This window comes from Pseudomonas sp. FP1762 (genome assembly GCF_030687105.1).
Lineage (GTDB): Bacteria > Pseudomonadota > Gammaproteobacteria > Pseudomonadales > Pseudomonadaceae > Aquipseudomonas > Aquipseudomonas siliginis.
Genome location: NZ_CP117458.1, coordinates 3,787,966 through 3,812,504 on the forward strand (window position 1 = coordinate 3,787,966; position 24,539 = coordinate 3,812,504).

Below are 24,539 nucleotides of genomic sequence, written 5' to 3' on the forward strand. Positions count from 1 at the left end.
CCGGTGCCGTTCGCTTCTTACATTTCCAACATCATTTACGCGCATCCGCCCAGGATTTCAGCAGTTCGCTATAGCTCACCGTTTCGCCCTTCGGCTTCTCGTTAGCCAGTTTCGGCTTCGGTGCGCCCGGTTGATCGAACCAGTATTGCGCATCGCGTTCCGGGTTCATCTTCGGCGCGCAAGTGGCCTGGGCCTTGGAGCGTTCGAGGCGTTCCATGATGCGGTCCTGATCCTTGGCCAGGCCATCAAGCGCTTGTTGTGGGGTCTTCTCGCCGCTGGCGGCTTCGGCGATATGGCTCCACCACAGTTGCGCCAGACGCGGGTAGTCCGGCACGTTGGTGCCGGTCGGCGACCATTGCACGCGGGCCGGGCTGCGATAGAACTCGACCAGACCACCGAGTTTCGGCGCCAGATCGGTCATCGCCTGCGAGTTGATGTCCGACTCGCGAATAGGTGTCAGACCGACGATGGTTTTCTTCAGCGAAACAGTTTTCGAGGTGACGAACTGCGCGTACAGCCACGCCGCGAGTTTCTGTTTCTCAGGCGTGGATTTCATGAATGTCCACGACCCCACATCCTGATAGCCGAGCTTCATACCCTCTTCCCAATACGGGCCTTTAGGCGACGGCGCCATGCGCCATTTCGGCGTGCCGTCGGCGTTGACCACCGGCAGGCCGGGTTTGGTCATGTCGGCGGTGAACGCGGTGTACCAGAAGATCTGCTGGGCGATGTTGCCCTGCGAGGGCACCGGGCCGGACTCGGAGAAGGTCATGCCGGCCGCTTCCGGTGGCGCGTATTTCTTCAGCCAGTCGACGTATTTGGTGGTGGCAAACACGGCCGCCGGGCCGTTGGTGTCGCCGCCACGGGTCACGCTGGAGCCGACCGGGTGGCAGTCCTCGACGCGGATCCCCCACTCGTCCACCGGCAAGCCGTTGGGCAGTCCCTTGTCGCCGCCACCGGCCATGGAGAACCAGGCATCGGTGAAACGCCAGCCCAGCGACGGGTCTTTCTTGCCGTAGTCCATGTGGCCGTAGACGCGTTTGCCGTCGATTTCCTTGACGTCTTCGCTGAAGAATTTGGCGATGTCTTCATAGGCCGACCAGTTCACCGGCACGCCTAATTCGTAGCCGTACTTTTCCTTGAACTTGGCTTTCAGATCGGCGCGTTCGAACCAGTCGGCACGGAACCAGTACAGGTTGGCGAATTGCTGGTCGGGCAGTTGATAGATCTTGCCGTCCGGCGCGGTGGTGAAGGAGATGCCGATGAAGTCCTTGATGTCGAGGGTCGGCGAAGTGAAGTTTTTGCCCTCGTTGGCCATCAGGTCGGTGATCGATTCGGTCTTGCCGTAGCGAAAGTGCGTGCCGATCAGGTCAGAGTCGTTGACCCAGCCGTCATAGATGTTCTTGTCCGACTGCATCACCGTCTGCATTTTCTCGACCACGTCGCCTTCCTGCAGCAGGTCGTGGGTGAGTTTGATCCCGGTGATTTCGCTGAAGGCCTTGGCCAGCACCTTGGACTCGTATTCGTGGGTGGTCAGGGTTTCGGAAACGACCTTGATGTCCATGCCACGAAACGGCTCGGCGGCCTTGATGAACCACTTCAATTCTTCAAGCTGCTGTTCGGCCGTCAGGGTCGAGGGCTTGAACTCGCTGCCGATCCATTTTTTCGCAGCATCTTCGTAGGCGTCGGCCCAGGCAGATGCGCTCAGACCGCTGAGTGCCAGCATGGCTGCCAATGAAATGCTATGTCGCAGCTTATTGTTTTTATCGAACATAGAGACCTCCTGTTTAAGTTGTGGAGCCGCGTTGCCGAACGATTCGACTAGCCCCAACGCATCACAGCCAACAGCCACACCAGGGACAACGCGGACGCCACCCAGATGCTCCAGTCGGTGACGCCGATTACCAGCAAATGCAGGTAGGCGCTGCCGAGAAGACCGATAAACAAGCGATCGCCACGGGTGGTGGCAATCGGCAGAAACCCGCGCCGCAGAATGCTCGGCGAGCGCAATTCCCAGGTGGTCATGCCCACCAGAATCAGACCGATGCCGATGAAGAACGCGGCGGTCGGTGTCGTCCAGCTCATCCATTCCATCATCAGCTCCTCAGACTCGACCGAGGGCAAAGCCCTTGGCCACGTGGTTGCGCACAAACCAGATCACCAGCATCCCCGGCAGGATGGTCAATACCCCCGCCGCTGCCAGCACGCCCCAATCGATCCCCGATGCCGACACCGTGCGCGTCATCACTGCCGCAATCGGCTTGGCGTTGACCGAGGTCAGCGTGCGCGCCAGCAGCAGTTCGACCCAGGAAAACATGAAGCAGAAAAACGCCGTGACGCCGATACCGGAGCCGATCAACGGGATGAAAATCTTCACGAAGAACTTAGGGAAACTGTAGCCGTCGATGTAGGCCGTTTCGTCGATCTCCTTGGGCACGCCGGACATGAAACCTTCCAGAATCCACACCGCCAGCGGCACGTTGAACAAGCAGTGCGCCAAGGCTACGGCGATGTGCGTGTCGAACAGGCCGATCGACGAATACAACTGAAAGAACGGCAGCAAAAACACCGCCGGCGGCGCCATGCGATTGGTCAGCAGCCAGAAGAACAGGTGTTTGTCGCCGAGGAAACGATAGCGTGAAAACGCGTAAGCCGCCGGTAACGCCACGCTCAGGGAAATCACCGTGTTGAGGCTGACGTAATACAGCGAGTTCAGATAGCCGGTGTACCAGCTCGGATCGGTGAAGATCACCTTGTAGTTCGCCAGCGTGAATTCCTGTGGGAAAAGCGTCAGGCCGCCGAGGATTTCGGTGTTGCTCTTGAACGACATGTTCAGCAGCCAGTAGATCGGCACCAGCAGGAACAGGATGTACACCAGCAACGGAATAAGCTTTTTCTTGCTCATGGCCGGGCCTCAGCGGTTGGCGTCGGAGTGCGTCATGGCGGTATAGAACAGCCAGGACACCAACAGGATGATCAGGAAGTACACCAGCGAAAACGCCGCTGCCGGACCGAGGTCGAATTGCCCTACGGCCATCTGCGTCAACGTCTGACTCAAAAAGGTCGTGGCATTGCCCGGCCCGCCGCCGGTGAGCACGAACGGCTCGGTGTAGATCATGAAACTGTCCATGAAGCGCAGCATCACCGCGATCAGCAGCACGCTCTTCAGCTTGGGCAACTGAATGTGGCGGAACACTGCCCAGGCCGAGGCGCGATCGATCCGCGCCGCCTGGTAATACACGTCGGGAATCGCCCGCAAACCGGAGAAACACAGCAGCGCGACCAGCGAAGTCCAATGCCAGACGTCCATCACCAGCACCGTCACCCAGGCGTCCATGGTGTTGGCCGCGTAGTTGTAGCTGATGCCCATCGCGTTGAGGCTGGAACCGAGCAGCCCGATGTCGGCGCGGCCGAAGATCTGCCAGATGGTGCCGACCACGTTCCACGGAATCAGCAGCGGAATCGCCAGAATGATCAGCACCACCGAGGACCAGCGACCCTTGGTCGGCATGGTCAGCGCGACGGCGATGCCCAGCGGGATTTCAATCAGCAGCACGCAGGCTGAATAGATGAACTGGCGCAGCAACGAGTCGTGCAGACGCGGATCGAGCAGCACTTGCTTGTACCAGTCAGCGCCAACGAAGTAGCGGCTGGACTGGTCAAAGATGTCCTGCACCGAATAGTTGACCACGGTCATCATCGGGATCACCGCACTGAACGCCACCAGCAGGAACACCGGCAACACCAGCCACCAGGCCTTGTTGTTCTGCACTTTGTTCATGGCTGCGCCTCCTCGTCGCTGACTTCCAGGAGAAATTCATCGGCATAGACCATCAGCCATTGCGCCGGGAAACTGATGTAAGCCGTGCCCTGCGGCACCGGTTTGTCTTCGGCCAGACGCACCTTCAACGGCGCGCCGTCGAGGTTGAGAGTCATGATCTTGTAGGTGCCGAGGTCTTCGACGTGTACGACTTTTGCCTGCATCGCGTCGTCAAACGGCTCGTCCCACACGTGAATGAACTCGGGGCGGATGCCGACCTTGAGATTTTTCCACTGGCCGTGCTCGATATGGCGCTGCAAGGCGTCGGACAACGGCAGGTGCGTCGAGGCGAAACCGACGCCCCCGGGCTGCGGCTGCACCTCGATCAGATTCATCCCCGGGCTGCCGATGAAATAGCCGACAAAAGTGTGGCTCGGCCGCTCGAACAATTCCCGTGGCGTACCGAACTGGACGATCTGGCCGCCGTACATCACTGCGATCTTGTCGGCGAACGTCGAGGCTTCAAGTTGGTCGTGGGTGACGTAGACCATGGTGATGTTGAACTGCTCGTGGATCTGCTTGAGCTTGCGCCGCAGCTTCCACTTCAGGTGCGGGTCGATCACCGTCAGCGGCTCATCGAAGAGGATTGCCGAGACGTCATCGCGCACCAGTCCACGACCCATGGAGACTTTCTGCTTTTCGTCGGCGGTGAGATTGCGCGCCTTCTTGCTCAGCAGATTCTGCAGGTCGAGCACTTCGGCAATTTCCTGCACCTTGCTGTGCACTTTCGCCTCGGCCATGCCCTGATTGCGCAGCGGGAAAGCGAGGTTGTCGAACACGGTCATGGTGTCGTAGACCACCGGAAACTGGAAAACCTGGGCGATGTTGCGCTTCTCCGGCGTGAGGTCGTTGACCGCTTTGCCGTCAAACAACACGTGGCCCTGGGACGGGCTGAGCAGGCCGGAAATGATGTTGAGCAAGGTCGACTTGCCGCAACCGGACGGGCCGAGCAAGGCGTAGGCGCCGCCCTGCTCCCAGACGTGATCCATCTCGCGGATCGCATAATCCTCGGCGCCACTGGGGGTTTTGCTGTAGCTGTGGGCGAGGTGCTGCAAACGGATTTCGGCCATCAGGCAACCCTCGCGACACGCCGGCCCGGTGCTTGCACCAGACGGCCCTGCGCATCGAAAACGAACAGTTTGTGGGTCGGGATATAGATGCGGATCGGCGCATCGACGTCGTATTCGTGAACCCCTGGCAAGTGCAGCACCAACAGAAAATGCTCGTTGCGCACATGCAGGAAGGTTTCCGAGCCGCTGATTTCGGCGACCTCGACGGTCACGGCCAATTCGAGATCGTCATCGTTGCTCGGCACCAGCGAGATATGACTCGGGCGTACGCCGAAGCGGAACTCACCCTCGCCCACCGGGCGCAGATCGACGTTCAACGGAAAGTGGACGAAGTTGGCGAAGCTGACTTCGTTGCCGGCAATGCGTCCCGGCATGAGGTTGATCGGCGGTTCGGAGAACAATTCAGCGGCGAGCACCGACTGCGGCTGGTGATAGACCTCGGTCGACGGGCCGCTCTGAATCACCCGGCCTTCGTGCAGGATGGTCGTGGTGCCGCCGAGGGCCAGCGCTTCGTTAGGCTCGGTGGTGGCGTAGATGGCGATGGTGTGGCGCGCCTTGAACAGCTCGCGCATTTCCTGCCGCAGCTCTTCGCGCAGCTTGTAGTCGAGGTTGACCAACGGCTCGTCGAAGAGGATCAGTTCAGCATCCTTGACCAGGGCGCGGGCCATGGCCGTGCGCTGCTGCTGTCCGCCGGAGAGCTCCAGCGGATAGCGCTGCAAGAACTTCTCGATGCGCAGCATGCGTGCGGTTTCCTGCACCTTGCTGTGGATGATCTCTTTCGAGATGCCGGCCTGACGCAGTGGCGAGGCGATGTTCTCGAACACCGTCATGGTCGGGTAATTGATGAACTGCTGATAGACCATCGACACGTTGCGCAGCCGCACCGGGCGCTGGGTGACGTCGACGCCGTTCATCAGCACGCGGCCGCTGTCGGGCTTGTCGAGGCCGGCCATCAGGCGCATGAGGCTGGTCTTGCCGGACAGGGTGCGCCCGAGCAGAACGTTGAAGGATCCGGGTTCGAATTTCAGGCACGCATCGTCGATCCAGATCTGGCCCTCGACGGTACGGCTGACGTGCTCCAGGGTGAGTGACATGGCTCGGCCTTTTTTATTTTTGGAGTCAAGCGACCGGAGCAACAGAGCGACATTCGTGCCAGAAATGGCAAGTGGTTGATTTGTCTTGAGAAGCAGTGTTTACGGGGGCAAGCGGCGTTCACAGCTGAACACTTTTGAACAGTCGGAGTGATTGACAATGAACAATAGTGAACAACACTCTATGCACGCTTTTGCCCAATCCTGAATGCAAAATGGATCCCTGTGGGAGCGAGCCTGCTCGCGAAAGCGGTGTGTCATTCAATGAATCCATTGACTGAACCGACGCTTTCGCGAGCAGGCTCGCTCCCACATGGGGATTTGTGTAGTTTTGAAGATCGGGCTCATAACAATAATAAAATCGCTGCACTCAGAGGCTCGCCCCATGGCCGCACCTGCTTCGCCGCTGTCCCACGACGCGATCGTCCAGACCTCCTGGCAACGTTGCCGCGCGTTCGGCCTCGACCACCAGAGCGCCCCGGCCTTCGATCAATTGCCCGCCGCCGGCATTGCGCGGCTGCTCGACAGCCATCATTCGCTGGTGCAGACCACGCATCAGGAAGTCCTGCCCTACTACGAAAACATCCTCAGCAATTCCAACTGCCTGATCATGCTCGCCGACAATCAGGGCCAAGTGCTGACCTCGTGGGGCACGCAGCGCTTTATCGAACCGAATCTGGCCCGGGGCTTTCAGGCCGGGGCGAGCTGGATGGAGCGCAGCAGCGGCACCAATGCAATCGGCACCGCACTGGCCTGTGAGCAGGCTGTGCACATCGAACACGATGAACACTTCCTCAAGGCCAACCGCTTCATGACCGGCTCCGCCGCGCCGATTTTCGACGCCGAGCGCAAGGTCATCGCCGTGCTCGATGTCTCCAGCGACAGCTATCTGCCACCCTCGCACACCCTCGGCATGGTCAAGATGATGAGCCAGACCGTGGAAAACCGGCTGATCCTCAACCTGTTCCATGGCCAGCACTTTCAACTGACATTCAACACCGGGTTGAACAACCTCGACAGCCAGTGGGCCGGGTTGCTGATCTTCGATGAAAGCGGTCAAGTGCTGTCGGCCAATCGCCGCGCCGACAATTTGCTCGGTGTGCGTTTGTCGCGCGTCAGCGTTGAAAGCCTGTTCAAGGTGTCGCTGCTGGAGTTGATCAATCAGCCCGAGGGTCTGCCGTTTGCCCTGCAGACCTCTGGACGCAACCGTTTCCAGTGTTTGCTGAAACGGCCGAAACAGGCACCGGTGCAGGCGCGAGTGTTTGTCGCCGAGGACAAGCCTGCGCCAGCCAGCGTGATCAGCCTCAACACGCTGCATTTCGGCGACAGCCGTGTGGAAAAAGCCGTGCGCCAGGCCGAGCGTTTGCTGGAGAAAGACATTCCGCTACTGATTCACGGTGAAACCGGCGTCGGCAAGGAAGTGTTCGTCAAAGCCCTGCACCAAGCCAGCTCCCGGCAAAAACAGGCATTCATCGCGGTGAACTGTGCAGCGATCCCCGCTGAACTGGTCGAGTCTGAGTTGTTCGGTTACGAGAAAGGCGCGTTCACCGGGGCCAACCAGAAAGGCAGCATCGGCCTGATCCGCAAGGCCGACAAAGGCACGCTGTTTCTTGATGAGATCGGTGACATGCCGCTGCCAACTCAGGCGCGTTTGTTGCGTGTGTTGCAGGAGCGCTGCGTGCAGCCGGTGGGCAGCAGCGAGTTGTTCCCGGTTGATTTGCGGATCATTTCCGCGACCAACCGATCGTTGCGCGAGCAGGTGCAACTGGGCCGTTTCCGCGAAGACTTGTACTACCGCATCGGCGGCCTGACCCTGGAGCTGCCGCCGTTACGCGAACGAAGTGACAAGCAGGCGCTGTTCAAACGACTGTGGGAGCAGCATCGCGAGCCGACGCAATGGGCGGGGCTGAGCCCTGAAGTTCTGGAGTTGTTTGAAAAGCATCCGTGGCCGGGGAATTTGCGTCAGGTCAGCAGCGTGATGCAGGTGGCGTTGGCCATGGCCGAGGAGCAACCGGTACGGCCGGAGCATTTGCCGGATGATTTTTTTGTCGATCTGGAGATGGAGCCGGTTGAGACGGCTGCGCCGCTGGGGCTGGATTTGAATGATGTTGAGGCGTTGAATCGCGAGTTGAAGGCGGCCGGGGGAAATATTTCGCATCTGGCGCGGCGGTTGGGGGTTAGCCGCAATACGCTTTACAAGCGGTTGCGGCAGGCTGAATGACAAGTTGTCTGGACGGGCCTCTTCGCGAGCAGGCTCGCTCCCACAGGGGATCGATCGTTCCCACGCTCCGCGTGGGAACGCAGCCCGGGACGCTCCGCGTCCCTACAGAGCCGAACGCGGAGCGTCCGTTGAGGCATTCCCACGCAGAGCGTGGGAACGATCATGGTAGGGGCTTTGGGCCTTAGTCAGCCAAACGCCAGGTAGTCCCACCCTTGCCGTCTTCCAGCACGACACCCATCGCCGTCAGCTGATCACGGATACGATCGGACTCAGCCCAATCCTTACTCGCCCGAGCCGCCAGACGCGCCGCAATCAGTGCATCGACTTCAGCCGCATCGACACGCCCTTCAGCGCCCGCCTGCAGGAAGTCATCGGCCTCAAGTTGCAACACCCCCAGCACACTCGCCAGTTCTTTCAGACGTGCCGCCAGCCCCGCCGCTGCATCAAGATCGCTCTCGCGCAGACGGTTGATCTCGCGCACCATCTCGAACAGCACAGCGCACGCTTCAGGGGTGCCGAAGTCGTCGTTCATCACCGTGGTGAAACGCTCGACGAACGCCTCGCCACCGGCCGGCGCCACGCTCGGCAGGCCTTTCAGCGCATGGTAGAAACGCTCCAGTGCGCCCTTGGCGTCCTTGAGGTTGTCTTCCGAATAGTTGATCGCGCTGCGGTAGTGGCTCGAGACCAACAGGTAACGCACCACTTCCGGGTGGTACTTGTCGAGCACGTCGCGGATGGTGAAGAAGTTGTTCAAGGACTTGGACATCTTCTCGCCATTGATGCGAATCATGCCGCAATGCATCCACGCGTTGGCGTAGGTCTTGCCGGTGGCCGCTTCGCTCTGGGCGATTTCGTTTTCGTGGTGCGGGAACTCCAGGTCGCTGCCGCCGCCATGAATATCGAAAGTCTCACCGAGGCAGCAGGTCGACATCACCGAGCACTCGATGTGCCAGCCCGGACGCCCGGCGCCCCATGGCGATTCCCAGCTCGGCTCGCCCGGCTTGGCGGCTTTCCACAGGACGAAGTCGAGCGGGTCTTGTTTCGACTCATCGACTTCGATGCGCGCGCCAATGCGCAAATCTTCGATCTTCTTGCGCGACAGCTTGCCGTAGCCCATGAACTTGGCGACGCGGTAGTACACGTCGCCATTGCCCGGTGCGTAGGCGTAGCCCTTGTCGATCAGGGTCTGGATCATCGCGTGCATGCCAGCGATGTGATCGGTGGCGCGCGGTTCCATGTCCGGCTTCTGGATGTTCAGGCGCGCTTCGTCTTCGTGCATCGCGGCGATCATGCGCTCGGTCAGCGCTTCGAACGATTCACCGTTCTCGCGCGCACGATTGATGATCTTGTCGTCGATGTCGGTGATGTTGCGCACGTAGGTCAGGTCATAACCGCTGAAGCGCAGCCAGCGCGTCACCAGGTCGAACGCGACCATGCTGCGGCCGTGGCCGAGGTGGCAGTAGTCGTACACGGTCATCCCGCAGACGTACATGCGCACCTTGTTGCCATCAAGCGGCTTGAAGACTTCTTTGCTCTTGGTGAGCGTGTTGTAGATCGTTAGCACGTTAGTTCCTTGACTCACTCACTGGCCCCACGAATCACGCAGGGTCACGGTACGGTTGAATACCGGCTGACCGGGTTTCGAGTCCTTCAGATCCGCGACGAAGTAGCCTTCGCGCTCGAACTGGAAACGGTCTTCCGGCTGTGCGTTGCCGAGCGATGGCTCAGCGCGACAACCGGTCAGCACTTGCAGCGAGTCAGGGTTGATGTTGTCGAGGAAGCTGGCGCTGTCTTCGGCCTTCTCCGGGTTCGGCGAACGGAACAAGCGATCGTACAGACGTACTTCGCACTCGACGCTGGCGGCGGCCGGCACCCAGTGGATCACGCCTTTGACCTTGCGCCCTTCCGGGTTCTTGCCGAGGGTGTCCGGGTCGTACGAGCAGCGCAGTTCGACGATATTGCCGTCGGCGTCCTTGATCGCTTCGTCGGCACGGATCACGTAGCTGCCGCGCAGACGCACTTCACCGGCCGGTTCCAGGCGCTTGTAGCCCTTCGGCGGCTCTTCCATGAAGTCTTCACGGTCGATGTAGATTTCCCGAGCGAATGGCAACGCGCGCACGCCCATGTCTTCTTTCGGGTGACGTGGCAGTTCGAGGTTTTCGACCTGGCCTTCCGGGTAGTTGGTGATGACCACTTTCAGCGGACGCAGCACGCACATGGCGCGCGGTGCGCTGTGGTCGAGGTCGTCGCGGATGCTGAATTCAAGCATGCCGAAATCGACCACGCCGTCGGAACGGTTGGTGCCGATCATTTCGCAGAAGTTGCGGATCGATTTCGGCGTGTAGCCACGGCGGCGGAAGCCCGACAGCGTGGACATGCGCGGATCGTCCCAGCCGTTGACGTGCTTCTCGTCAACCAGTTGCTTGAGCTTGCGCTTGCTGGTGATCGTGTAGTTCAGGTTCAGGCGACTGAACTCGTACTGGCGCGGGTTCGCCGGCACCGGCAGGTTCTCCAGGAACCATTCGTACAGCGGGCGATGGCTTTCGAACTCGAGGGTGCAGATCGAATGCGTGATGCCTTCGATGGCGTCCGACTGACCGTGGGTGAAGTCGTAGTTCGGGTAGATGCACCACTTGTCGCCGGTCTGGTGGTGATGCGCGTGGCGGATGCGATACATGATCGGGTCGCGCAGGTTCATGTTCGGCGAGGCCATGTCGATCTTCGCCCGCAGCACGCGCGCGCCGTCCGGGAATTCACCGGCCTTCATGCGCGCGAACAGGTCGAGGTTTTCCTCAACCGAACGGTCACGGAACGGGCTGTTCTTGCCCGGCTCGGTGAGGCTGCCACGGTATTCCTTGGCCTGCTCCGGGGTCAGGTCGTCGACGTAGGCCTTGCCGGCCTTGATCAGCTCGACGGCCCAGTCATGCAACTGGTCGAAATACTGCGAGGCGTAGCGCACTTCACCGGACCATTCGAAGCCCAGCCATTTGACGTCGCTTTCGATGGCGTCGATGTATTCCTGATCTTCCTTGGCCGGGTTGGTGTCGTCGAAACGCAGGTGCGTGACGCCGCCGAACTCCTGGGCCAGGCCGAAGTTGACGCAGATCGACTTGGCGTGGCCGATGTGCAGGTAGCCGTTGGGCTCCGGCGGGAAGCGAGTCACGATCTGGGTGTGCTTGCCCGAGTCCAGGTCTGCCTGGATGATCGGCCGCAGGAAGTTGACCGGCACGGCAGGGCCGGACTTGGCATTCGAGGTAGGGTCGACAGTGGGCTTGCTCATAGGATCCTTGACGTACAGGTGCGCGGCCGCAAAGAGGGGCCAGACAAAACAAAGCCGCTATCATAGCCGATGCTGTCAAGGGCCTGACAGAGCAGCTCTTATAAAGGCACGCATTTAATCGCCGGGAAATGAAAAACCGCCTCGAAATTCGCGCCTGTCACGCTAAACTGCGCACCTTGGCCGAAGCAGGCTGAACCGGTTGTGGGGCTCAATGTCCCAGAACCACGAATTCCCTATGAAGAGTAATGACCATGACTCAAGTCAAACTGACCACCAACCATGGCGACATCGTCATCGAACTGAACGCTGAAAAGGCGCCGATCACCGTTGCCAACTTCATCGAGTACGTCAACGCCGGTCACTACACCAACACCGTATTCCACCGCGTCATCGGTAACTTCATGATCCAGGGCGGCGGTTTCGAGCCAGGCATGAAAGAGAAGAAAGACAAGCGTCCAAGCATCCAGAACGAAGCGGACAACGGTCTCTCCAACGACAAATACACCGTCGCCATGGCCCGCACCATGGAGCCGCATTCGGCATCGGCGCAGTTCTTCATCAACGTCGCCGACAACACCTTCCTCAACCACAGCGGCAAGAACGTGCAGGGCTGGGGCTACGCGGTATTCGGTAAAGTGACCGCCGGCACCGACGTTGTCGACAAGATCAAAGGCGTGTCGACCACTTCCAAGGCCGGCCACCAGGACGTACCGGCAGACGACGTGATCATCGAGAAAGCCGAGATCATCGAAGCGTGATATTGCTGATTTCAGACTTGCATCTGGAAGAGGAGCGCCCGGACATTACCCGGGCGTTTCTGGATTTGCTCGCCGGACGCGCCCGCTCGGCGAGTGCGTTGTACATCCTCGGCGACTTCTTCGAGGCGTGGATTGGCGACGACGCCATGACGCCCTTTCAGCGCTCCATCTGCCAGGCCCTGCGCGATTTGAGCGACAGCGGCACGGCCATCTTTCTGATGCACGGCAATCGCGATTTCATGCTCGGCAAGGCCTTCTGCAAACAGGCCGGCTGCACCTTGCTGAAGGATCCGAGTGTCGTGCAGTTCTACGGCGAGCCGGTGCTGCTGATGCACGGCGACAGCCTGTGTACCCGCGACGTTGGCTATATGAAGCTGCGGCGTTATCTGCGTAACCCGATCACACTGTTCATCCTCCGTCACCTGCCACTGCGCAGCCGCCATAAACTGGCGCGCAAGCTACGCAGCGAAAGCCGCGCACAGACGCGGATGAAGGCCAATGACATCGTCGATGTCACCCCGGAAGAGATTCCGCGAGTGATGCAGGCATTCGGCGTGAAGACTCTGATCCACGGCCACACCCACCGCCCGGCAATTCACAAGCTGCAGCTTGGTGAACAAGCGGCGAAGCGGATTGTGCTGGGGGATTGGGATCGTCAGGGTTGGGCGTTGCAGGTGGATGAGAGTGGGTATGCCTTGGCGCCGTTCGATTTCGCCCCGCCGCTGGCATTGCCGCACGGCTGAAGAGCTTTACCCCCTCACCCCAGCCCTCTCCCCCAGGGGGGCGAGGGGGAAAGGGAGCTGATCGCATGCAGTTCAAAACCTGAGTTCGACTCGGTATCGCAAGTCGATGTACCTCGAACATGCACCGCGGTCAGTCCCCTCTCCCTCCGGGAGAGGGTTAGGGTGAGGGGCTCTTGATTCTAGTGCCCCGAAGCTGCCGGCCCGGCCTTGGCGGCAAACGGCGGTTTCGCCAGCCATACAATCAAAATCAGCCCCATGAATCCCCACCCTAGCAACGTGAAGTAATCCACGGTCGAAAGCATGTACGCCTGGCTGGTGAGGATCTGGTCCATCTGCGCATACGCCGACTGGCTCGCCCCACCCAACTGATTCAGGGTCTCGCGGGTGGCCGGCTCAAACGTGCTGATGCTTTCGCTCATATACGCATGATGCTGATCGGCCCGGCGAATCCAGATCCAGGTGGTCAGCGACGCCGCAAAGCTGCCGCCCAATGTCCGCAGGAAAGTCGCCAGGCCTGCGCCGTCAGCAATCTGGCTCGGCGGCAAGTCCGACATCAGAATACTCAGGGTCGGCATGAAGAACAGCGCCACACCGATACCCATGAACAACTGCACCAGAGCGATGTGCTGGAAGTCGACCTCGTTGGTGAACTCGGCGCGCATGAAACAGCTCAGGCCAATCGCCAGAAACGCAATGCCGGCGAGCAGACGCAGGTCGAACTTGTGCGCGTATTTGCCGACAAATGGCGACAGCAACACCGGCAGAATCCCGATCGGCGCCACGGCAAGTCCCGCCCAGGTCGCGGTGTAACCCATTTGTGTTTGCAGCCACTGCGGCAGGATCAGGTTGATGCCGAAGAACCCGGCGTAACCCAAGACCAGCACCAGCGTGCCGATGCGGAAGTTGCGATGGGCGAACAGGCGCAGGTTGACCACCGGATGGCGGTCGGTCATTTCCCAGATCACGAACACCGCCAGGGCGACCACGGAAATCGCCGCGCCGACGATGATGAAGTTCGATTCGAACCAGTCCAGGTCATTGCCCTTGTCGAGGATCACCTGCAACGCGCCGACGCCAATGATCAGCGTGATCAGACCGACGTAATCCATCGGCTGGCGACTGGTCACCACCGGCCGTTTCGCCAGTTGCGAACGCACCACCATCACCGCAAAGATGCCGATCGGTACGTTGATGAAGAAGATCCACGGCCAGCTGTAACTGTCGGTGATCCAGCCGCCGAGAATCGGCCCGGCAATCGGCGCGACCACCGTGACCATCGCCAGCAATGCCAGGGCCATCCCGCGTTTCGCCGGTGGATACACCGCGATCAACAGCGTCTGCGTCATCGGATACAACGGCCCGGCCACCAGGCCTTGCAGCACACGAAAGCCGATCAGCTCGGGCATTGAGGTCGAGATACCGCAAAGAAACGACGCCAGTACAAACAGCATCGTCGCCCACAGAAACAGCTTCACCTCGCCGAAGCGGCGGCTGAGCCAACCGGTCAGCGGCAGCGCAATCGCGTTGCTCACGGCAAACGAAGTGATGACCCAGGTGCCCTGCTCCGAACTCACCCCGAGGTTGCCGGAAATCGTCGGCAGCGCCACGTTGGCGATGGTCGTGTCGAGCACTTGCATGAACGTCGCCAGCGACAGGCCGATGGTGCTGAGCAACAGGCTGGGCGGCGTGAAAGAAGCGTTATTGCTCATTGTGAATCCTATGAAACCTGATGGTCGCTGCGGTCTGATGAACACAGCAGGCCCTGTGGTAACAGGCCCTTGTGGCGAGGGGATTTATCCCCGCTGGGTCGCGAAGCGGCCCCTCTTTTGGCTCAGGAAAAACGGGCCTGCTGCGCAGTCCAGCGGGGATAAATCCCCTCGCCACAGATAAATCCCCTCACTACAGATAACCGCTCACCACAGAGCCTACTTCTGATCCGGTGTGCTCTCAGCGCTGTGCGGTCTTGCCTGCTGCTGCGCTGTTGTCGTGAATCAACTGGGCAATCATCGCGTCCGCCTCAGCCAGTTGGCGCTCGTAGACGTTGGTGCTGAACGAGGCCTTTTGCGGCGGTTGCTGGGCCAGCACCGGGCCGCTCTGGTCGTGCAGATTGACCTCGACATTGGTCGACAGACCGACACGCAGCGGGTGCTTGGCCAGTTCTTCGGCATTGATGTGGATACGCACCGGCACACGCTGAACAATCTTGATCCAGTTACCGGTGGCGTTCTGTGCCGGCAGCAGAGCAAACGCGCTACCCGTACCGGCACCGAGGCTGTCGACGGTGCCGCTGTATTTCACGTCGCTGCCATAAATATCGGCCTCGATATCGACAGGCTGGCCGATGCGCATGTCGCGCAGTTGGGTTTCCTTGAAGTTGGCATCGATCCACAGCTGATCCAGCGGAATCACCGCCATCAACGCGGTGCCCGGCTGCACGCGCTGACCGAGTTGCACGGTGCGCTTGGCGACATAACCGGTGACCGGCGCGATCAAGGTGCTGCGCGCATTGGTCAGATAGGCCTGACGCAGATCGGCAGCGGCCGACATCACGTCTGGATGCGACGAGACCACGGTGTCGTCGACCAGTGCGCTGGTGGTTTTCAGTTGCTGTTTGGCGTTGGCCAGAGCGTTCTGCGCCGAGGTCAGGTCGTCGCGGGCGTGGGACAGTTCTTCCTGGGAAATCGCCCCGCCCTGGGCGAGATTTTTCCGTCGGTTGTAGTTGTCCTGGGCTTTCTGCACTTCGGCCTGCTGCGCGTTGACCTGGGCTTTCATGCCGTCGACGTTGCTGTACAAACCGCGCACCTGACGCACGGTGCGCGCCAGTTTGGCCTTGGCACTTTGCAGGCCGACTTCGGCATCGTTGGGGTCGAAGTTGACCAGCACCTGGCCTTCCTGGACCAGATCCCCGTCGTCGGCGCCGATGCTGACCACGGTGCCGGTGACCAGCGGCGTGATCTCCACGACGTTGCCGTTGACGTAGGCATCGTCGGTGCTTTCGTTAAAGCGCCCGATGAATTCGTGATAGGCCCAGACGCCGGCAATGGCGAGCAGGACGACCACGGCGAGGGCCAGCAGCATCACCTTGCGTTTGCGCGGGTTGCCGGTGTCCGGGGTGTCGTCTTGAGCTTGGGTGTTTTCGGCAGTGGCCATGACAAATACCTTGAATTAATGGTGCGACGAGGCGGGGCTGGCGTTGGCTGCGTTCAGGTTTTCACCCTGAAAGCCGCCGCCCAGCGCTTGCATCAGTTGAATCGACAGGTCGATCTGCTCGGCATTGAGGGTCGCCATCTGACGCTGGGCCTGGAGCAATTGCTGCTCGATGCTGAGCACGTCCAGGTAGTTGCCGATGCCGGAACCGTAACGCTGGACGACGGTGTTGTAAGAATCCTGAGCAATGTCGGTGGCATGTTGCTGCGCGCCGATCTGCCGGCCGATATCGCGCAGCTGATTGATCGTATCGCCGACATCGCCGAGGGCTTTCACCAGGCTTTTGTTGTACTGCGCCACCGCCAGATCGTAATCGGCGTCGCGCGCATCGAGGTTGGCGCGCAGGCGTCCGCCATCGAAAATCGGCAGCGATACGGTCGGCGCGATGTTGAAGAAACGGCTGGCCGAACCGAACATCGCATCACCCAGCAACGACTCGGCGCCGGCCGAGGCCGACAGGTTGAGGTTGGGATAGAAGCGGGTTTTCGCCGCATCGATGTCTTTGCTCGCCGCTTCGACACGCCAGCGCGCCGCAACCAGATCCGGGCGGCGGCCGAGCAGTTCCGCCGGCAACACCGATGGCACTGCCACGGCGCTGGCTTGCAGAACTTTCGGTCGAGCGATTTCGTTGCCACGATCCGGGCCTTTGCCGAGCAATACCGCCAAGGCGATTTTCGCGCTGTTCAGGCGTTTTTCCGCGTCGATCAGGCTCGCTTGAGAACTGGCTTCCAGACTCTGGGTTTGCTGGAACTGGTACTGGCTATCGATCCCCGAACTCAAGCGGCGCTGACTGAGGTCGAGCATTTGCCGGGTGCGCTTGAGGTCTTCGCTGGCAAGGTCGTAAACGATGTGCGCCTGACCGAGATCGCTGTAAGCACGAGCGACGTCAGCGGCGAGGGTCAGCTGCGCGGCCTGACGGTCGACTTCAGCAGCGCGGGCCTCGCCGAGTGCGGCTTCCCAGGCATCGCGCTGGCCGCCCCACAAATCGAAGTTGTAATTGAAGCCGGCGCTGACATTGCGCACCGTCGCGTAAGCCCCGCCCTGCCCCCGCGGATCCTGGTCACGAGCCAGACGCGAACGGCTGATGCCGGCGCTGGCGTCGAGGGTCGGATAACGCTCGGCATCGGCGGCATAGGCGGCGGCACTGGCCTGATGAGCGCGGGCTGCGGCGATCTGCATGTCCGGGCTGTCGTGCAGGGCTTCGCGGATCAGGCCGTCGAGCTGCGGATCGCCGAGGCTGCTCCACCAATCGCTTTTCGGCCACGCCGCCGGCGACAGGCTGACGCCTTCCAGAGACTGCGCTGTCTTCAGGCTCTTCGCGTCGAGGCGCTGGCCTTCAGTGTCGAGGCCGCTGTAATTGGCGCAACCGGCGAGGATCATCGCCGACAACAGCAGCGTCAGACTGCTGCGCAAAGTGTTAGCGCTCATTGTGATCACCTAGACGCTGGATGGTGATCGGGTCACCGGCGGCCAGCAGGATTTTCTTGAGGATGTATTCCAGGGTTTTCAGCTCTTCGCGGGAGATCGCGCCGGCCAGCTCATTCATCGCATCGGCACCGATGTGCGGCAGACGATCAGCCAGTTGCTGGCCCTGCTCGGTCAGTTTCAACTGCACCTGACGCCTGTCGCCTTCGCTGCGCTGACGAAGCAGAAAAGCCTTCTGCTCGAGACGATCGAGCATGCGCGTCATCGACCCGCTGTCCAGCGACAGATGGCGGCACAGCTCGGCCGGCGTGTCGACGCCGAACTGGGCCATGATGATCAACACCTTGAACTGCGCGGCGGTGATGCCGTGCGGTTCCATGTGGGTATCGATGATCCGGTCCTTGAGCAACGCGGCACGACCGAGCAACAGGCCGAGGTGGCAATGTTTGAATTCTTCCGGAGTGAAATGCTTCATGGGTCGACCTGATAACTGCCTAGGCAGTGAATGTATGTCGAGATGTTACTGCTTAGGCAGCGAATGTCAACGCAATAGTTAGGGGGCTTTGTAATTAATCACTGACCGGCCACGCGGGATCGTTCCCACGCTCCGCGTGGGAATGCAGCCGGGGACGCTCTGCGTCCGTTTTTTTTGAGAGCCGGGACGCAGAGCGTCCCTTGAGGCATTCCCACGCAGAGCGTGGGAACGATCATTGGAGAGAACGCGCTCTAGAAATCCCGCTTGTAGAAAATATCCAGCGAACTCGCCACGCCGCTCGCCGCTTCGACGTAGACCTTCTTGCTCAGCTTGTAGCGCAAGGCAATGGTGCTGGCCGGTTCGAAGACGCCGACGCCGTAGCGCAGGCTGAGTTTTTCGGAGATGTTGCCGCTGGCGACGACGCTGGTGTCATTGCCGCTGCCCTGGGTGTCGAGCTGGAAATCCTCGATGCCCAGATCCTTGGCCAGACCACTGGTGACCCCGGCGCTGCCCATCAGGCCCAGGCCCAGCGCGGCTTGCGCGAGCATGTTGTTGTCTTCGCCATTGGTGCTCAGCGGGCGGCCCAGCACCAGGTACGACAGCGCCTGTTCCTGACTCATCGCCGGTTCGGAGAAGATCTGCGTGGTCGGCTGTTCGGCGCTGCCGCTCAGGCGAATACCGGCGATGACGTCGTCGGTCTGGCGGATCGCTTCGATGTCCAGATACGGCTGGTCGATGGGACCGGCGAACAACAGACGCGCGCGACGCACGGTCAGGCGCTGGCCATAGGCGCGATAGCGGCCGTCGTTGAGCCAGAGTTCGCCACGGGTGTCCATGTTGTCGCCGATGTGCACCTGACCTTGCAGATTGGCGGTCAGGCCGAAACCGGCAAAGCTCAGCTTGTCCTGGCCGACGATCACGTCGATGTCCATTTTCATCGCGATCGGTGGTTTGCCCTCTTCGGTCTGTGCGCCGACGATGATCGTGTCGTCGGAGACTTTCACCGTCGATGGCGGCAGCTCGCGCACGGTGATTTCGCCTTTCGGCACCAGCACCTTGCCGGCAACTTTCAGCTCATCGCCGGCCATGGAAATCTTCAGGTCCGGGGCCATTTCCAGTTTGGCGTAGGGCTCGACGCTGACCGGCAATTGCGTGCCCTTGAGCGCCAGATCGACCACCAGCGCCTGCCCCCAAGCGACGTTGCCGTTGAGGCTGCCCTTGCCAGTCTTGCCGCTGTTCCAGCCTCCGTCCAGGCGCATCGACTCGCCGGCGATCGCCGCAGTCAGTTGCAGATTCTGCAGCTCCATCGGCAGTTCGGCGCCGGACACTTCGCCATCGCTGAGCTGCACGGTGCCGTTGACCAGCGGTGCGAGCAAACCACCGGAGATCGTGCCACTGCCGTTGAGGCGGCCGGTGAGTTTCTCGACCATCGGTACAAACGGCCGCGCCACCGACAGATCGAGACCGGAAAGACGGAAGGAGCCGCTCAGCGGTTTGTTTTTCGGCAGCGGATTGAGCTGCGCCTGGACCAGCAATTCGCCGAGTTTGCCGCCGACAAAATTGAGCTCGGTGTCGACCCGCTTGGGCGTGAGCTTGCTGCTGAGTTTGAGGGTCTGGTAGGGGAAATCCAGCCAGCGATCCTTGTCGCGCACGCGCAGGGTGCCGCCGCTGGCATCGACACTGATCACGCCGTTCGGGCCGCTGGCGGGCAGGTCCAGTTGCAGATCGGCGTTGAGCCGGCCCTGCCAGGCGAAGTCTTTGGGCAGCCATTGCGCAAGGCTTTCGATCGGGAATTGCTTGAGGTGATAACGCAGCTTAGGCTCGGGCATCAGGCGCTGATCTTCGCCACACAGGCTGGCATTGCCGGACAGCCAGCAATGCGCGCCGAAATTGATCTGGCCGTCCGCCAGGCGCTCCATTCTGGCCGGGCTTTGCAGCTTCCAGTCCTGGCCACCGGCCTGAATGTCGCCACTGGCCAAGCGTCCGCGCCAGTTGCCCTTGTCCAGATTGCCGTCCAGCCCCAGCGCCAATTTCAGCTTCGGTCCGATCAGGTCGAGATTGAGTTTCTGGCTTTTGATATCGCCTTGAGCACTGGCGGTCAGGGTGCCGAGCGAGGTATCGCCGGTCTGAATGCCGCTGCCTTTGAGATTAATCTTCGCCCGCTGCGCACTGTCGAGCGTGGCGTCGAGGTTGAGGCTTTGCAGGCGATTGTCCTGGAAGGCCAGTTGCGAACCTTGCAGATCAAGCTTGCCCTGTGGCGCCTTCAGCGTACCGGCGACGTTGATCTGGCCGTTGATCTGCCCGCGCAATTGCGGCCACAACTGGGCCAGACGCGGCAGCTTGATGTCGATCTGTCCGCCGAGTTTGTCCTGCAGTCTGCCCTTGCCGTTGATGCTGTTGTCGCCGAGGCGGATCTGCAGGGCATTGAGGTTCCAGCGCTCACCCGCGCCGTCAGCCTTGGCCTGCAGAATCGCCGGTTGGCCGCGCAATTTGCCTTTGAGGTCGAGGTCGGCGCTGAGGCTGAGCTGATCATTCTTCATTTCGCCCTTACTCTTCAACGGCCCGGCCAGAGTACCCGGCAGTTCGGCGACCCAGTACGCCGGGTTGAGCGCCGACAGATCCAGCGCAGTATCCCAGGCGATGCCATCGGCGAAGCGCACATTCACGTGTCCTTCGGCCTTGCCCTGCCCGGCCTGCATGACCAGTTGCGGCAAGGCGATCTGTTCCAGACTGCCACTGAACGGACTGCTCAAGGTGAACGCCCCGGCCGGGCCATCCAACGCAGCGTCGAAGTTGCCGAGGTACTGACCGTCGGTGTAGGACACTTCGCCGGTAAAGGTGCGCAACGTCACTTGCAGCTCGTCGATTTCCGGATAGAGCCGGTGCCACGGGAAGTCTTGCCAGTTGATATTGGCCTGAGCGCTAAGGCCTTTGCTCCAGTCGACATTGCCGGTGAGCTTGAGGCTTTGCTTGTCGTTGGCATTAAGGTCGAGCCCGGCGATCTGCGCGCCGTTGGCGTCAACCTTGCCCTTGAGCAGCAGCGCCACCGGTGATTTCTCGGCGGGCAACGATGCGTTGCCGAGCAGTTGATAACCGTTTTTCAGGTCGCCTTCGCCCGTGAGCACAAGCTGATTGAATTGCAGGGTGTCCGGCAGATCGGCGCTCGGCTTGAACGCATCGCTGGTGATGCGCAGCTTGGCCGGGAGGTTTTCCGCCAGCGCTTGCAGTTCACCGTTCAACTGGCCGTCGAGGTAGCCACGGCTGTCGGCCTGCAGGTTGAGGGTTTTCAGCAGGTCGCCGTCGACTTTCAGCGCCAGCGTCCACGGCTCGCTGCCGGGAGAAGGCAAAGTCAAATCGCCCTGAATCGTCAGCGGCCAGTTGCCGCTCGGTTGCAGCAGGCCGGACAGGTTCAGGCTGAGCTCGTCGCGCTGCAATTTCACGCTGTCGATCTGCAGGCCTTGTGCGGTCCAGTGCGCCGCCAGTTGCAAGCCCTTGAGCTGTTCGCTGCCGTTGAACAACAGGCTGCCGACCTCGACGCCGCCCAATTCGATGGCCAACGGCAATTGCAGGTCCGGCAGTTTGATCGGGCCGCTCTCGGTGGTTTCTTCGCTCGGCGGGAATTGCAGGATCACCTGAGCGGCCTTGAGCTGATCGATGCACAAGGTCATGCGCGTCAGGCACAGCGGCGACCAGGCGAAGATTGCCTTGTTCAGCTCGACGCGGCTGGTGTCCTGCTGCCACACCAGGTGATCGGCACTCCACTGCCCAGCGAGGCGACCGTGGAAATTCTCCGCGCTCAAGCCGGGCACCAGGCCCAACGCCCACCGACTGCCAGCCTGCGTGCCAAGTAGCGCGGCAAGGCTCAAGACGATTAACACAACCAGCGCCAACAGCGTCAGCGCCGTTATTTTCACACCACGCTTCACAGCTCAGGCCCCATGGAAAAGTGCAGCCGGATGCCGCCGTCGTCGTCCAGCGCATGGGCCAGGTCAAGGCGGATCGGCCCGACCGGAGAGACCCAGCGCACACCTACACCGACCCCGGTCTTGAGGTCGGGCAGTTCGAGTTTGTTAAAAGAGTTGCCTTGGTCGACGAAGGTCGCGACCCGCCATTTCTCGGCGATCGAATACTGATACTCGACGCTGCCGGCAATCATGTAGCGGCCACCGATGCGGTCGCCGTCAGAGTTTTTCGGCGACAGGCTCTGATAGTCGTAACCGCGCACGCTCTGATCGCCACCGGCAAAGAAGCGCAGCGACGGCGGAATCGAGTTGTAGCCGTTGGTGGCGCTGCCGCCGACCTGCACGCGACCGAGCAAGCGGTGCTTGTCGAACACCGTAGTCAGGCCCTTGACCAGCGCGGTGCCATATAAAAGGTTGTTGTCCGAACCGAGGCCTTCCTTGGCCACTTTGCTTTCGAAGCTCAGGCGATAGCCGTTACGCGGATCGATGCGGTTGTCGCTTTTCAGATAGGAATAACTGATGCCGGGCATGAGCAACGTGCTCAGGCCGGAGTCGTCGCCGAGTTCGTATTCTTCACGTTGCCATTTCAGCGAGATCACCCGCTGCCAGCCGCTGGGCAACTTGCTGTGCCATTCCGGGCCGAAAGTCAGCAGCTTGCTGAGGGTGTCGGAGCCTTCGATGTCTTCGAACTGATAGCCGCCGGCCCAGCGCAGTTTGTCGGTCAATGGCGGGTCGAGCGGGATGTCGTAGAACAGCCCGACGTTCTGCCGGGGCGCCGAGAGCTCGGCCTCCCAGCCATAGCTGTCGCCCTGCGGGTTGACCCAGTGGCGCGTCCAGTTGGCCTTGATCCGTGGCCCGACGTCGGTCGAATAACCGAGGCCCAGGCCCATGGTGCGCGGCTTGCGCGTGTCGAGTTTGACGGCGACCGGAATCACATCGTTCTGCGCTGCCGTCGGTGCCGCGTCGACACGCACGCCTTCGAAATAGCCGCTCGATTGCAGGTCGCGATTGAGTTCGGCGATCAGTTCCGAATCGTAAGGCTCGCCTGCCTTGAACGGCACCATGCGTTGCAGCAGGTCTTCGTCGAACGGCGTGTCGCCCTCGAAACTGACTTTGCCCAGCGCATAGCGCGGGCCGCTGTCGTAGATCAATTCGATGTCGGCCACGCCCGCGCGGGGATCGACCATGAGTTTCTGGCTGGTGAAATGACCGCTGAAGTAACCGAAGCGCGAGGCCTGATTCTGGATCACGCGCTTGGCGTCTTCGTAACGGCCATGGTTGAGCACGGCGCCGGACTTGAGCAGGTCGCTTTTCGGCACGCGAAAGGATTTCAGCGAGGCCGCCGGGCCGTCGACGCGCACGGTGACGTTGCGCAGGCGAATCGGCTCGCCGGGATCGATGTTCAGCACCAGACGCGGTTTTTCCCCGCCCTTGACGTCACTGTCGATCTGCGGCTGATAGTAGCCCAGCGCCTGAGCCGCTTTGCGCGCCTGCTCTTCGGCACCGCGACTGAAACGCAGCAAGGCTTCTTCGTCGCGATCGCCGAGGCTGCCGATATAGCCTTCTATATTGGCCTTGAGTTCATCGTTGGACGGCTTGATCCGTACATCCAATTCACTTTGCGCCAGCGCCGCGCAGCTGGATAACAGCATCAGCACGCCGCTGGTAAATCTTCGTGGAAACTTCATAGGCGCGGATGCTATCACGGGCTCGGGAGCCTGATAGAACAGGTAATTTGTGAAGAAGTTCGATCATTATCCCGTTGCTGTTTGTAACACCTGCGGATTGGCGTGGAAAAATACGTGTTCGCGCACCGGCCCGACGGCAACCTCGCCGATCTCCTGATAACCCTGCCTTTTATAGAATTCCAGGTAACGCGGGTTGCCGGTGTCGAGAACCACCCCTTGCGAGGTTTCATCGACCGCGCACCAGTTGTGCACGGCAGTGAGCAACTGTTCGCCGAAGTGCTTGCCCTGAAACTGCGGGTGAACGCCAAGCAACGGAAGCATGTGCACCGAGTCACCCGGCACGCACGCGGCGACGGCATCGTGGTATTCCAGATAACGCCGGGTGCAGCGAAAACCGGTGCTGAGCACCATGCGCAAGCGCCACGCCCAGCTCTCGGTAACGCCCAGGCGCCGTTGCGGTGGTGCGATCAGGGCGATGCCGATCAAGCGATCGTTGACCAACAGGCCGATCGCCGGCAGGTCCTGGAGAAAATGCTGTTTGACCAACTCGCGCACCGTCGCGCGCACGCGCTGTTCGTAGCCGGGACGCTCGGCTTCGAACAGGTAGCCGAAGGTCGGCTCGTGGCGATAGGCCTGATACAGCAACGAGCGGGCTTCGCGTGAATAGCCGCGGTCGAGCATGTGGATGTCGGCAACGGCGGACTGGGTTTCAGGCATTGCAGTGATTCTCCCCGGGGGCGCGCTCGGAGGCTGGCGCGCTTGTTGGTACGAACCTTGGGCGGGTGATGTGGTTCCCCTG

Annotated in this window: 18 protein-coding genes; 3 read left to right on the top strand and 15 right to left on the bottom strand. The window is 60.9% G+C overall.

The window, feature by feature from the left end; translation table 11 throughout:
* Positions 1–31 precede the first annotated feature (31 nt).
* Genes PSH90_RS16770 through PSH90_RS16795 form a run of 6 tightly spaced genes read right to left on the bottom strand, consistent with a single transcriptional unit; the run spans position 32 to position 5,984 of the window.
* Positions 32–1,774 carry an ABC transporter substrate-binding protein gene (locus PSH90_RS16770; protein ID WP_016775286.1) on the bottom strand — a complete coding sequence of 581 codons (1,743 nt, stop codon included), beginning with the start codon at positions 1,772–1,774 and terminating at the stop codon, positions 32–34.
* Positions 1,775–1,821: 47 nt separating this feature from the next.
* Entirely contained in the window at positions 1,822–2,094 is a 273-nt protein-coding gene (locus PSH90_RS16775; RefSeq protein ID WP_038861868.1) for a DUF2160 domain-containing protein, read from the bottom strand.
* Between the two features lie 10 nt (positions 2,095–2,104).
* Entirely contained in the window at positions 2,105–2,905 is an 801-nt protein-coding gene (locus PSH90_RS16780) for a carbohydrate ABC transporter permease (protein ID WP_073471306.1), read from the bottom strand.
* Positions 2,906–2,914: 9 nt separating this feature from the next.
* Positions 2,915–3,781, bottom strand: a complete 867-nt coding sequence (locus tag PSH90_RS16785) for a carbohydrate ABC transporter permease (protein ID WP_007912484.1) — start codon at positions 3,779–3,781, stop codon at positions 2,915–2,917.
* Positions 3,778–4,890 carry an ABC transporter ATP-binding protein gene (locus PSH90_RS16790; protein ID WP_016775290.1) on the bottom strand — a complete coding sequence of 371 codons (1,113 nt, stop codon included), beginning with the start codon at positions 4,888–4,890 and terminating at the stop codon, positions 3,778–3,780. Before PSH90_RS16790 ends, PSH90_RS16785 begins: the two co-directional genes overlap by 4 nt.
* Positions 4,890–5,984: an ABC transporter ATP-binding protein gene (locus PSH90_RS16795; protein ID WP_016775291.1), complete on the bottom strand. Its 1,095-nt coding sequence runs from the start codon at positions 5,982–5,984 to the stop codon at positions 4,890–4,892. Before PSH90_RS16795 ends, PSH90_RS16790 begins: the two co-directional genes overlap by 1 nt.
* 382 nt (positions 5,985–6,366) lie before the next feature.
* On the opposite strand from PSH90_RS16795, the gene PSH90_RS16800 reads away from it, so the two are divergent.
* Entirely contained in the window at positions 6,367–8,202 is a 1,836-nt protein-coding gene (locus tag PSH90_RS16800) for a sigma-54-dependent Fis family transcriptional regulator (protein ID WP_252876569.1), read from the top strand.
* 181 nt (positions 8,203–8,383) lie between these two features.
* Here PSH90_RS16800 and cysS read toward each other — a convergent pair whose 3' ends face one another.
* A complete protein-coding gene (gene cysS, locus PSH90_RS16805; RefSeq protein WP_095182076.1) occupies positions 8,384–9,766 on the bottom strand; it encodes a cysteine--tRNA ligase in 1,383 nt (460 codons plus the stop codon).
* Positions 9,767–9,784: 18 nt separating this feature from the next.
* Positions 9,785–11,482 (bottom strand): glutamine--tRNA ligase/YqeY domain fusion protein, encoded by a 1,698-nt coding sequence (locus PSH90_RS16810; RefSeq protein WP_024013424.1) that lies wholly within the window; start codon positions 11,480–11,482, stop codon positions 9,785–9,787.
* Positions 11,483–11,733: 251 nt separating this feature from the next.
* Here PSH90_RS16810 and PSH90_RS16815 point away from each other — a divergent pair, with 251 nt between their 5' ends.
* Positions 11,734–12,240, top strand: a complete 507-nt coding sequence (locus PSH90_RS16815; RefSeq protein ID WP_095189877.1) for a peptidylprolyl isomerase — start codon at positions 11,734–11,736, stop codon at positions 12,238–12,240.
* Entirely contained in the window at positions 12,237–12,983 is a 747-nt protein-coding gene (lpxH, locus tag PSH90_RS16820; RefSeq protein WP_305381090.1) for a UDP-2,3-diacylglucosamine diphosphatase, read from the top strand. Before PSH90_RS16815 ends, lpxH begins: the two co-directional genes overlap by 4 nt.
* Before the next feature lie 179 nt (positions 12,984–13,162).
* On the opposite strand, the gene PSH90_RS16825 is transcribed toward lpxH, so the two are convergent.
* The 7 genes from PSH90_RS16825 to PSH90_RS16855 form a co-directional block, all read right to left on the bottom strand.
* Positions 13,163–14,692: a DHA2 family efflux MFS transporter permease subunit gene (locus PSH90_RS16825; RefSeq protein ID WP_024013426.1), complete on the bottom strand. Its 1,530-nt coding sequence runs from the start codon at positions 14,690–14,692 to the stop codon at positions 13,163–13,165.
* Positions 14,693–14,930: 238 nt separating this feature from the next.
* A complete protein-coding gene (locus PSH90_RS16830; protein WP_305381092.1) occupies positions 14,931–16,133 on the bottom strand; it encodes an HlyD family efflux transporter periplasmic adaptor subunit in 1,203 nt (400 codons plus the stop codon).
* A gap of 15 nt (positions 16,134–16,148) precedes the next feature.
* Positions 16,149–17,618: an efflux transporter outer membrane subunit gene (locus tag PSH90_RS16835; protein WP_305381094.1), complete on the bottom strand. Its 1,470-nt coding sequence runs from the start codon at positions 17,616–17,618 to the stop codon at positions 16,149–16,151.
* The gene (locus PSH90_RS16840; protein WP_016775300.1) at positions 17,608–18,090 is read right to left on the bottom strand and encodes a MarR family winged helix-turn-helix transcriptional regulator; all 483 of its coding nucleotides are present in this window, start codon (positions 18,088–18,090) and stop codon (positions 17,608–17,610) included. The genes PSH90_RS16835 and PSH90_RS16840 overlap by 11 nt, the downstream gene beginning before the upstream one ends.
* A gap of 251 nt (positions 18,091–18,341) precedes the next feature.
* Positions 18,342–22,016 carry a translocation/assembly module TamB domain-containing protein gene (locus tag PSH90_RS16845; RefSeq protein WP_305381095.1) on the bottom strand — a complete coding sequence of 1,225 codons (3,675 nt, stop codon included), beginning with the start codon at positions 22,014–22,016 and terminating at the stop codon, positions 18,342–18,344.
* On the bottom strand, positions 22,013–23,740 hold the full coding sequence (locus tag PSH90_RS16850) for an autotransporter assembly complex family protein (RefSeq protein ID WP_056788842.1): 1,728 nt from the start codon (positions 23,738–23,740) through the stop codon (positions 22,013–22,015). The genes PSH90_RS16845 and PSH90_RS16850 overlap by 4 nt, the downstream gene beginning before the upstream one ends.
* A gap of 66 nt (positions 23,741–23,806) precedes the next feature.
* Positions 23,807–24,457, bottom strand: a complete 651-nt coding sequence (locus tag PSH90_RS16855; RefSeq protein WP_305381097.1) for an N-acetyltransferase — start codon at positions 24,455–24,457, stop codon at positions 23,807–23,809.
* Positions 24,458–24,539 lie beyond the last annotated feature (82 nt).

What these genes read in the sequence shown, in the direction of transcription:
- PSH90_RS16825 (WP_024013426.1), bottom strand. Translation starts at nt 14,692, where the DNA reads ATGAGCAATAACGCTTCTTTCACGCCGCCCAGCCTGTTGCTCAGCACC.
- PSH90_RS16850 (WP_056788842.1), bottom strand. Translation starts at nt 23,740, where the DNA reads ATGAAGTTTCCACGAAGATTTACCAGCGGCGTGCTGATGCTGTTATCC.
- PSH90_RS16830 (WP_305381092.1), bottom strand. Translation starts at nt 16,133, where the DNA reads ATGGCCACTGCCGAAAACACCCAAGCTCAAGACGACACCCCGGACACC.
- PSH90_RS16800 (WP_252876569.1), top strand. Translation starts at nt 6,367, where the DNA reads ATGGCCGCACCTGCTTCGCCGCTGTCCCACGACGCGATCGTCCAGACC.
- PSH90_RS16770 (WP_016775286.1), bottom strand. Translation starts at nt 1,774, where the DNA reads ATGTTCGATAAAAACAATAAGCTGCGACATAGCATTTCATTGGCAGCC.
- PSH90_RS16780 (WP_073471306.1), bottom strand. Translation starts at nt 2,905, where the DNA reads ATGAGCAAGAAAAAGCTTATTCCGTTGCTGGTGTACATCCTGTTCCTG.
- PSH90_RS16775 (WP_038861868.1), bottom strand. Translation starts at nt 2,094, where the DNA reads ATGGAATGGATGAGCTGGACGACACCGACCGCCGCGTTCTTCATCGGC.
- PSH90_RS16810 (WP_024013424.1), bottom strand. Translation starts at nt 11,482, where the DNA reads ATGAGCAAGCCCACTGTCGACCCTACCTCGAATGCCAAGTCCGGCCCT.
- PSH90_RS16795 (WP_016775291.1), bottom strand. Translation starts at nt 5,984, where the DNA reads ATGTCACTCACCCTGGAGCACGTCAGCCGTACCGTCGAGGGCCAGATC.
- PSH90_RS16815 (WP_095189877.1), top strand. Translation starts at nt 11,734, where the DNA reads ATGACTCAAGTCAAACTGACCACCAACCATGGCGACATCGTCATCGAA.
- PSH90_RS16790 (WP_016775290.1), bottom strand. Translation starts at nt 4,890, where the DNA reads ATGGCCGAAATCCGTTTGCAGCACCTCGCCCACAGCTACAGCAAAACC.
- PSH90_RS16840 (WP_016775300.1), bottom strand. Translation starts at nt 18,090, where the DNA reads ATGAAGCATTTCACTCCGGAAGAATTCAAACATTGCCACCTCGGCCTG.
- PSH90_RS16855 (WP_305381097.1), bottom strand. Translation starts at nt 24,457, where the DNA reads ATGCCTGAAACCCAGTCCGCCGTTGCCGACATCCACATGCTCGACCGC.
- PSH90_RS16785 (WP_007912484.1), bottom strand. Translation starts at nt 3,781, where the DNA reads ATGAACAAAGTGCAGAACAACAAGGCCTGGTGGCTGGTGTTGCCGGTG.
- PSH90_RS16835 (WP_305381094.1), bottom strand. Translation starts at nt 17,618, where the DNA reads ATGAGCGCTAACACTTTGCGCAGCAGTCTGACGCTGCTGTTGTCGGCG.